Source organism: Clostridium sp. CAG:43 (assembly GCF_000434655.1).
GTDB lineage: Bacteria > Bacillota > Clostridia > Lachnospirales > Lachnospiraceae > Otoolea > Otoolea fessa.
The window spans coordinates 13,597-23,145 of sequence record NZ_FR895060.1; the positions used below are offsets into that span (position 1 = coordinate 13,597).

Genomic DNA, 9,549 nt, shown 5'->3' on the forward strand with positions numbered 1-9,549 from the left:
CTTCTTTAACGATGTCTCCATCACGTCACTCATCATATCACGCGTCAGATTGCCTATCATGCTGACTGTTTTCCGACTCATGCTTCTTCCCTTTCTTTCATTCAAATTTTCAATCTTCGTATTTTTATAGATCGTTCCTTTACTGTGACCGATTTTCCTGCCATTTACACATGAAACCGCCTCTTCAATTCCCGCTTCACACTCCGGTCGCCCAGAATCACCGTCGCCGCCAGCGCTGCCACCGACACACCTGCTGCCAGCACCGTCAGACGCGGATGATGCGTCCACCCGATTTTCCAGAAAATCAACGGCACAAAGCTCAGAAATGTAATTGTGATCTGATACATAAAATAGCTCTGCCAGTTCATCCGGTTGACTAACATCATCAGAAGAACCGCCGCCACCTCAAACAGTGCGACGCATGGGATCGCGTAGTCCACCGACCACCCCCGAAGCCCTGTAAGCGCGTCAATCAGAAGCAAAATTGCCTGAATTCCCAGGGACTGCCGCACCAGCGTTCCTGCCAGGCTCGCATGCCGCATGACCGAAAACCGCAGCGTCATCGCCACATATGCCGCCGCGCCCGCCGTCAGAAGCGACCATTTAAACGGAATCCGATGATAAGTCGCCAGATTCGTAAGCCCCGCCAGAAGCGATACGAGCACCAATGACACATAAAATCCCCGCACCGCACGGCGCACGCGCTCTCGATCCTGGGCAATCACTGGATAACGTCCTTTATCATGCTCCGTATCCGTGATTCCATTGCTCTCGCGCTCTACCCGGATGCCCTTTTCCTCCAAAAAGTGAAAGAAAAACTCCGGAAGTCGGTTCTCTGCCATCGCGCTCGTAAACGACAGACATAATTTCCCGTCATACGCCACTGCCCCGCATTTCATCCGCTGCTTCGGCGATGCGCCGACAAGAAGCTGAAAGCCCTCAATCGAATCTTTCAGTTCCTCCCGAACCTGCGCCGGTCCGATGTTGGAAAATGTCATCGTGTGGGCGCGGCTGGTGTGCAGAAAAATCAACTGCATCGCCAGATGTTTGACAAATAGCGGGATCGCCCGCACATACCATTTTTTCTCATTCGACACATTGTAGGAGATCGTCTCCTCCAGCCGCTCCTTCACGATCTGCTCATCCATCTGGCGGCTCACAGACGCAATCACTTCTTCCAATGCCTCCGGCGCCTTTCCCGCCGCCCACGAAATATTCACGACAGCAAAGAAGTTTGCCAGCGTCTCCGACTCAAAAAAACTCCGTAGGTTCACCGGAAGATTGAGCGCCACCGGACGTTTCAGCGTTTTCCCATCCGTCTCCGTCTGGATGATCGCCCAGAGAAGCACCGCCGCCAGATATTTGGTGATGCTGACACCCACCTTCCTGCATTCCGTCTTCAGTGCCGACACCTCAATCGTCCCCTGCAGCACTGCCATCTGATCAAATGGGAGAAATTCCCCCTGAATCGCAATCGCCGGTCTGCTGTTATAATGCCGATGCGGCAGTTTCCGGTAATGTCGCAGATAATCGTCCTCCCGGAGCGGCGAAAACTCCCTCTCTTGCACCATAACCGGCAATTTTTTCACCAGTTCCAGATAATGTTCTGTAAGCCGTGAAGCAAACCGCAGCGCCCCCAGTCCGTCCGTCAGCCCGTGAAACACTTCAAAATTGATCCTGCATCCATAGTAGCTCACACGGAATGGGAACCGCGCGCCCCGGTGCGGATCAATGAAACGGCACGGTGCACTCTGTTCTTCTTCCACGCCCGGATTCCGGTTGTTCGTCTCAAAATAATACCAGAAAAAGCCCTTCCGCAGCTTCACCCGGAAATTTTCAAACTCCGGAAGTGTCCGCACAAGCGCCCTTTGCAAAAGCTCCGGATCTACTTTTTCTTTCAGAACCGCCGAAATCCGGAATACACTGCTTAAATCCTCGCCCGACACCGCCGCAAAGAGCTTCGCCGTGTTATCCAGCCGCCTCCACGCGGCGCCCTGGATGCGGAGACGCTTTTTCTTTGGTTTTTCCTCTCGTTTCTTCTCCACTTTTTCTGAAACTATCTGTCCCGGCTCTTCCTGCTTCCCTGCAATTTCATCCTTCTGATCCTGTTCTTGGTTTTCCTCGTTCATTCTCTGTCCCATCTGCCTTTTCCACCTAAAGAAAAAGAGCAGCTGCCGGGATACACACTCCCCTGCAGCGCCCCTTTCATCCTCTTCTGAGTTCTTTTCCACATTACCGAATCCGGAAATAATACCCCACGCCCCATTTCGTATGTACATATTTCGGATCACTCGGACTCGGCTCGATCTTCTCGCGCAGCCGCCGCACATGAACGTCTACGGTGCGAACATCGCCGCCCGCCGCCGCCCGGTTGCCCCAGACAAAGCGCAGCAGCTCCTCGCGGCTGTAAACCTTGCCCGGATTGCACACCAGGAGCTCCAGAAGGTCAAATTCCTTCGCGGTCAGATTGATCTCGCGGGAAGCGATAAAGACCCGGCGGCTGTCCGAATCCAGCGTCAGATCACCCGCCTCGATGACTTTCTTTGTCTGCTGCGGCTCCTGTCTCGATTTCTTGGAGTTGCGGCGCAGGATCGCCTTGATGCGCGCCTTTACTTCCAAAATGTTAAATGGCTTCGTGATATAATCATCGGCGCCGTATTCCAGCCCCAGAATCTTATCCATATCGTCGCCTTTTGCGGTCAGCATAATGATCGGCATCTCGGAGAACTCCCGGATTGCCTGGCAGACTTCAAATCCGTTCAGCTTCGGCAGCATCACGTCCAGAAGAACCATATCATACTCCGTCTCCTTTGCCATCTGAAGCGCTTCCTCCCCGTCATAGGCGCAGGCAACTTCAAATCCATCCTGTTCCAGACTGAAACGGATTCCTTTTACTATTAATTTTTCATCATCTACCACTAATACCTTCGCCATTCTCCACCTCAACCACTATGCTTCTATCTCTCTATACTGTAATCTTATCTTTTATCTTCTGAAATGCCGCGTTCTTGATGCCAGGCACCTTCATAATATCCTCAATCGTCCGGAAACCGCCCTTCTGCTCCCGGTAAGAAAGAATCGCTTCCGCCCGCGCCGCGCCGATACCGTTTAAAGTCATCAACTCTTCTTTGGAAGCTGTGTTTAAATTAATCAATGCTGCACTGCTTCCAGATTTCTGCGAAGCTGACTCGCTGCCATTCCCAGCAGCGCCTCCGGCTCCCAAAAGCCCGAAGACATCCTTCCCTGTTTCCTGATATTTCCGAATCTCTTCCCGGCTCGGAATCCGAAGCTGCTGTCCATCCTCGATCGCCTGCGCCAGATTTACAGATTCCTGCGCCGCCTCCGACGTCATCCCGCCCGCCTTTTCAACCGCCTCATACATACGGCTGCCCGCCGGAAGCTCATAGACGCCCGGTGCGGCTACCTCGCCGCAGACGTGGATATATAGGATTCTCGGTTCCGGCGTTTGGGGATTTTCTTTTGATTGCCCCTCAGGCGCAGCGTTCTCTGCTTCATTATCCCCATCCACTGACCCGCCGTTTGACCGTTTTGCTGGACGTTCGGAGCTTTCCTGCGAATCATCCACTTCTTTTGAAAAACTATTCTGCGTCTCCAGCACCACCGTCTGCTTCTCTCGCCGGCTCTGCACACCAAAACACAAAACAGCCGCCAAAAATACCACGCCGACTGCCCCTGTTCGCATCCATCGTTTCCGATTTACTGTTTGATTTGTCTGTTTCATCTTCTGCACCCCTCTTTTTCCGAGGCGCGTTTTGTCCGTAATTCTATTCTAACCAAAACCCCCTTTAAACACAAGCAGAAAATTTTTATTCCCATCTGAAAATCACAATCCCCGCAATCGCAACTGCCGCCCCGATCGCCTTGCGCCACTCAAATCCCGCTTTCTCCACACCGAACCAGCCAAACACCTCGATCAGGTACGCCACCAGGATCTGCGCCACGACGATCAGAAGCGCTGATTTTGCCGGTCCCAGCGCGTCAAAGCTCTTGATGACCGTGTACGTGATAAATGCCCCGATCACGCCGCCGGTCAGCATATACCGCGGTTCGATCTGCCAAAGCTCCGATACCGCGCCGCGCCCCGTAAAAAGCCACATCAGCAGGCAAACCACAAATGCACTTATCTGCACCCAGCCAGCCGATACCCACATGCTGGTCTGTTTCATCACGGCAGAATTAAACACGCCCTGTATACTCATGAGTGCGCCGGAAACCAGCGCGGTTATCATTCCCCACATAAAAAATAAACCTCCGCATTCTGTTCTACATTCTCATGAAACAGCAGCCGTTTCCGACCATTCATTTCACACTGTTAGTATCCCAGATATGCGAAGGTTTATACAATTTGTGTTTATTCCCTTTTCCTGTTTAAAATCCGATTTTTCCTCCAAAACCAGACAACCTTTCATGCAGCTGATCCCTATTGAATAGAAAACGTAGCCGACACCTCTGCCTCAACATCCACCTGCCCCGGCATCAGGTTTCTGCCTGCACCCGCATCTTCCATCGCCGTTTCCTTCATCGCCATGCCGCTGCTGTAAGAAGTGTCATAATAACGCGCCTGCTGCCCGCTGCTGTACTCCTGCACATTCGTCATCGTTCCCAGCTTGCAGCCGCCTGCCTCCGCCATCGCTTCGGCTTTCACGCGCGCCGACTCAATGGCTTTTTTGAGCGCTTCCTGATAAATCTCATCAAAATTGCTGCACTGGTACTGGACCGAATCGATCGAATTGATACCCGCATTGACCGAATCGCTGATGATCGCCCCTGCATCCTCAATCGCAACATCCGATACAACAACCTCCGTCGTCATCTCATAACCAGTGATCTTCTTGCCATTGTCCCAGTCATAGATCGGATTCAGCCCCAGACCGCTCGTCTGCACCGAGGTATCTGCAATTCCCTTTTCCTTCAAAAGCGCCAGAACCGCATCCAAATCCGTCTGATTCTCCGACTGGCAGGTGCTCGCATCTGACGCCTGTGAATAGACACTGTAGGTAATTTCCGCAATATCCGGCTCCGCCTTGATTTTCTCCTGGCTCGTCACCGTGATCCCCGTATTTTCCGCCGACTGCACCGTCACCGATGCCGGTGCGGACGTACAACCTGCCAGACCTGCCGCCGACGTCATTGTCATCGTGCCTGCTGCCAGCAGAAATGCCATCCTGTTTCGCATCATCCCCATTTTTCTCATAAAAAATTCCTCCCGTTTTTCTGTTTCATCCGTGAGTTCCATCCCACAATGGGTTCGGACCTTCCGGAACAACAACTGGTACACTGTCATTCTTACTATAGTTATACCTGAAAACGAGAGGAAATGTATTGCTTTTCTCTTAACTTTCTTTCGCTTATTTATTACTATTTTTTTCCTGTTTCATCCGTGCTGCACGCACCAGATGCTGTGCCAGAACCGCCGTCGTCACGCCGCCGACACCGCCCGGAACCGGGGTTGCCGCCGAAGCAGTTCCATCCAGATCGGCAAAATCCACATCGCCGCAGAGTTTTCCATTTTCATCTACATTGATCCCAACGTCAATGACAACCGCATCCTTTTTTACATAGGTGTGGTTGATCATCGCTGCTTTTCCCACGCAGGCAGTCAGAATATCCGCCTCCCGGCATACCTCCGGCAGGTTGGCGGTTCTCGAATGGCAGATGGTCACGGTCGCATTTTCATGCAGAAGCAGCATCGAAAGCGGGCGTCCCACAACCATGCTTCTTCCTACGACTGCCACCCGTTTGCCAGAAAGCGCGATATCGTTCATTTTCAGCATGCATACCACTGCCTCCGCCGTACACGGCGCAAAACCGCTCGTATCGCCGCTGAACACCTTTGCGATATTGACTGGGGAAATACCGTCCAGATCCTTCGCCGGATCGATCATTTTTTCAATATCCTGCTCGTTGATCTGTTTTGGAAGCGGGCGCAGCATTAAAATACCGTCCACCGACGCATCCGCATTGATCGCCGCAAACTCCTTCTTAAATGCCTCGTCCGAGATATCTCCCGGAAATACCTTCGATTCCACCTCAAGCCCGAACGATGTCAGCTTCTTCGTTGCGCCTTTCTCATAGGAAATATCATCCGGATTCTCGCCCACCCGGATAATCGTCAGTTTCGGCACCCATGTCAGGGTTTCCAGCCCTTTTTCCACCTGCTCTTTCAGCTTTGCCGAAACAGCGTCTCCCTTCATTGTAATCATCTTGTCTGCACCTTTCGTTTTTATTTATGATGAATTTCCCGCGCTTTTGCGCATATTCATTTTAAATTTTTCTTAAAATGAAAGCGACGCCAAAAGACCGGCTCCGCCTGCCATCTCAAGCAGGTAAACCGTCACAATCGCCGCGATCGCCACTACCACCAGGCTCTTTCCCTTATATCCCAAAATCACCGCTACGATCGTTCCTCCGACCGCCGAATAGAGATGTCCTGTGGAGGTAAATACATCCGGAAATGTCAGTGCTCCCAGCACTGCATACGGCGTATAATCTAAGAAAGATCGGATAAACTTCGAACGGATCTGTTTCCGGAAAATCGTAACCGGAAGAACACGTGGAATATATGTAACCAGTGCCATCAAAAGGACACAGGTCAGCACGTATTTCATATCGAGTGTTCCGGCTGCTCCTGCTGCTCCTGCTGTATTCATCATTCTGCCCCCTCTTTCTGACTCTCGTCCTGACCGGCTTCTTTACCGTCCGGATCATGCGGGAATTTCCATGCACCGAACGCCGATGCCGCGATCGTAACCAGAATCACCCGGAAACCGGAGGAAATACCGGCAAAAACCGGAACATATTTTAAAATGCACATCATCACAACTGCCAGAATGATGACGCAGCACACCGACCGCGATTTGCGTGCCGCCGGCAGAATCAGTGCAATAAACATCGCGTACAGGGCAATTCCCATCGCATTCTGCAGCGCCTGCGGCAGAACCGCCGAGATCGCGCCTCCCAGCCAGGTTCCAAGATTCCACCCCAGAATCGGCATCGTGATAAGTCCCAGCATATACGACGCTTTCAAAATGCCCGGATGCAGGGAACTGACGACAAACGTCTCATCCGTAATGCCGAATGCCAGTGCCAGGCGCGCCCCGGTTCCCGTCTTTTCATCGAGCTTCTGGGACAGGGACAGTGACATCAGCATATAGCGCAGGTTGATGACAAACGTCGTCAATGCCACCTCAAAGTACCCAGCCCCCGCCAGAATCAGGTTTGTCCCTGCGAACTGTCCGGCGCTCGTTAAGTTCGTCAGCGATATAAAAACCGCTACCCAGACCGGCAGACCGCCCGACACCGCCAGGAAGCCAAACGTAAAGGAGACCGGCAGATACCCCAGTCCAATGGGGATACCGCTCTTTAGCCCCTCATAAAATGTCTTTTTCCAACTCATTCTACTTTTTCACTCTTTCTGTTCACGCAACCGTCTATTTTTCAGGCTTCACATACCGCGCATGCTGCCCGTTCAGCCACTCTACCCCGCTCACAATTCCTTCTTCCGAAAATGGAAATTCCTCGCGGGTCTTCTCCTCTTCCGGCGTTGCGTCGTATCCATATGGTTCCGGCCACGATGTCACGGTCAGGACTGTCTCCTCGACCGTCTCTCCATCTGCGCCGTCTTCTTTCGGTACTTCGCGCTTTGTCATCTCCATCCGGTAGCGCATCCCGGTATCACTTCCGGTAAATTTTTCTTTTTTCAGGAAATTGACCGGCATCACATCTTTTCTCGTTATCATGCCATTTACCCCCGGAATTTATAACGGCGGATCACCGCCTGCAGCGTTTTTCTTCCATTGTACTCATTGATGTCCGGATAATACACGACGTCGATCTCCCGCCGTCCGGCGCGCTCTTCCTCAAACGCCGTTCCGTCACCGAAATATAGCGCCTCGATCGCGTGTCCGTCTGTCTCTTCCAACGTCATTTTTACGACATTCCGGTTGCGCCCCAGTACGCGGCTCGCCCGGATGCGGAGTGATTTCTCTGCAAACAGCGGCTTTTCGTTGCCCTGTCCAAACGGTTCGAGACAGGAAAGCTCCCTCACAAGGCGTTCTGTCACATATCCCACCGGCATCGGCACATCGATCCAGACTTTCGCTTTAAAATCTTCCTCCGTCAGCCCCGCATTTTCATTCAGTCTGCGCCGGAACTCGTCAATGTTCTTCTCTTCCAGCGAAAGCCCGGCTGCCAGCGGATGACCGCCAAATTTGAGCAGCAAATCGCTGACCTCTGTCAGCTTTTTAAACATATGGTACTCATCGATGGAACGTCCCGAGCCTTTGACCGCCTCCTCGCCGCGCGTCAGCACGATCGCCGGCTTCTGATAATATTCCCTCAGGCGCCCTGCAATAATGCCCGCCAGCGATTCATGGCATTCCGGCAGAAAGACCACCAGCACCTTGTCCTTCTGATACCAGCTCTCTACCTGCAGCTTTGCCGCCTCAGTCCCCTGCTCGGTCATATCCTTGCGGGTATCATTTAATTCCTTAAGTTCCTCTGCCAGGCGTTCCGCCTCTTCCTCACTCTGCGCCCGCAGAAGCGCCAGCGCTTCCTTTGCCGTTTTTAATCGTCCGCCCGCATTCAGGCACGGTCCAATGACAAATCCGATATGGTATGCTGTGATCGCCCCCAGATCAAGATTATTTTTCTCCGCCAGTCTGCGAAGCCCTAGATTTTTGGTCTGCGCCATCTTTTTAAGACCGTATTTTACCAGAATCCGGTTCTCATCCTGCAGCTTCATCACATCACCGACCGTCGCAATCGCGGCAAATTCAAGCAAATCCAGCCATTCCATCTGCGGCACGCCCCGGCGGGCATATAAAACCTGCACCAGCTTGTATGCCACCACTGCGCCGCAGATCTCCGGAAATGGGTACGGACAGTCTGCCTGTTTCGGATCGATCACCGCATCCGCCGGTGGAATCTTCTCTTTTTCCCCATCTAAGGGCACCTCATGATGATCCGTGATGACAACCGTCATGCCATATTTCTTCGCCAGCTCCACCTGATGGAACGCGGAAATACCATTGTCACAAGTCAGAATCACCTCCACGCCGTCCGCGTGCGCCTGTTCGATGATCGATTCATTGATTCCGTAGCCATCCTTGATGCGATCCGGTATCTCAAAATCTACATCACTGCCCAGCCGTTCAAATGCCTGCAATAATATGTACGTCGAACAGACGCCGTCAATATCATAATCACCGACGATCCGTATCTTCTTTCCAGTATCCACAGCCTCACACAGGATGGAAACGGCACACTCCATATCTTTTAACAGCATCGGATCATACAGATCATCCAGCGTGCCATTTAAATAGCGGTCGATCGCCGCCTCTCCTTCGATCCCACGGTTCCGGATAATACGCGCCGTAACCGGATCGATCCGAAACCGCGCCCCGATCTGCTTAAAATCTGCTTTCTTGGTCTGAAGCATCCAGACTTCTTCTGCCATTTTGTTCCTCCTATTATCTAGATGTACTCTCGGAGTCTTTTTTGCACTTGCTTTTGTGGCTGATTTTCCGC

At 52.3% G+C, this 9,549-nt stretch carries 10 protein-coding genes; all 10 read right to left on the reverse strand.

Annotated features, from left to right (window positions below; genetic code table 11):
* Nucleotides 1-164 precede the first annotated feature (164 nt).
* Nucleotides 165-2,141, reverse strand: a complete 1,977-nt coding sequence (locus QVO97_RS04920; RefSeq protein WP_022359278.1) for a DUF6320 domain-containing protein — start codon at nt 2,139-2,141, stop codon at nt 165-167.
* Between the two features lie 91 nt (nt 2,142-2,232).
* Nucleotides 2,233-2,934, reverse strand: a complete 702-nt coding sequence (locus QVO97_RS04925; protein WP_022359279.1) for a response regulator transcription factor — start codon at nt 2,932-2,934, stop codon at nt 2,233-2,235.
* 31 nt (nt 2,935-2,965) lie between these two features.
* Nucleotides 2,966-3,742: a helix-hairpin-helix domain-containing protein gene (locus QVO97_RS04930; RefSeq protein WP_022359280.1), complete on the reverse strand. Its 777-nt coding sequence runs from the start codon at nt 3,740-3,742 to the stop codon at nt 2,966-2,968.
* An 85-nt stretch (nt 3,743-3,827) separates the two neighbouring features.
* Nucleotides 3,828-4,259: a DMT family transporter gene (locus tag QVO97_RS04935; RefSeq protein WP_022359281.1), complete on the reverse strand. Its 432-nt coding sequence runs from the start codon at nt 4,257-4,259 to the stop codon at nt 3,828-3,830.
* 182 nt (nt 4,260-4,441) lie between these two features.
* The gene (locus tag QVO97_RS04940; protein ID WP_022359282.1) at nt 4,442-5,215 is read right to left on the reverse strand and encodes an SIMPL domain-containing protein; all 774 of its coding nucleotides are present in this window, start codon (nt 5,213-5,215) and stop codon (nt 4,442-4,444) included.
* A 154-nt stretch (nt 5,216-5,369) separates the two neighbouring features.
* On the reverse strand, nt 5,370-6,224 hold the full coding sequence (locus QVO97_RS04945; protein ID WP_022359283.1) for a bifunctional 5,10-methylenetetrahydrofolate dehydrogenase/5,10-methenyltetrahydrofolate cyclohydrolase: 855 nt from the start codon (nt 6,222-6,224) through the stop codon (nt 5,370-5,372).
* Nucleotides 6,225-6,296: 72 nt separating this feature from the next.
* Complete coding sequence (locus tag QVO97_RS04950; RefSeq protein WP_117796890.1) at nt 6,297-6,629, reverse strand: AzlD domain-containing protein; 333 nt, start codon at nt 6,627-6,629, stop codon at nt 6,297-6,299.
* A gap of 41 nt (nt 6,630-6,670) precedes the next feature.
* A complete protein-coding gene (locus QVO97_RS04955; RefSeq protein ID WP_022359285.1) occupies nt 6,671-7,417 on the reverse strand; it encodes an AzlC family ABC transporter permease in 747 nt (248 codons plus the stop codon).
* A gap of 34 nt (nt 7,418-7,451) precedes the next feature.
* Nucleotides 7,452-7,760, reverse strand: a complete 309-nt coding sequence (locus QVO97_RS04960; RefSeq protein ID WP_107001309.1) for a hypothetical protein — start codon at nt 7,758-7,760, stop codon at nt 7,452-7,454.
* A gap of 5 nt (nt 7,761-7,765) precedes the next feature.
* On the reverse strand, nt 7,766-9,478 hold the full coding sequence (gene recJ / locus QVO97_RS04965; protein ID WP_022359287.1) for a single-stranded-DNA-specific exonuclease RecJ: 1,713 nt from the start codon (nt 9,476-9,478) through the stop codon (nt 7,766-7,768).
* Nucleotides 9,479-9,549 lie beyond the last annotated feature (71 nt).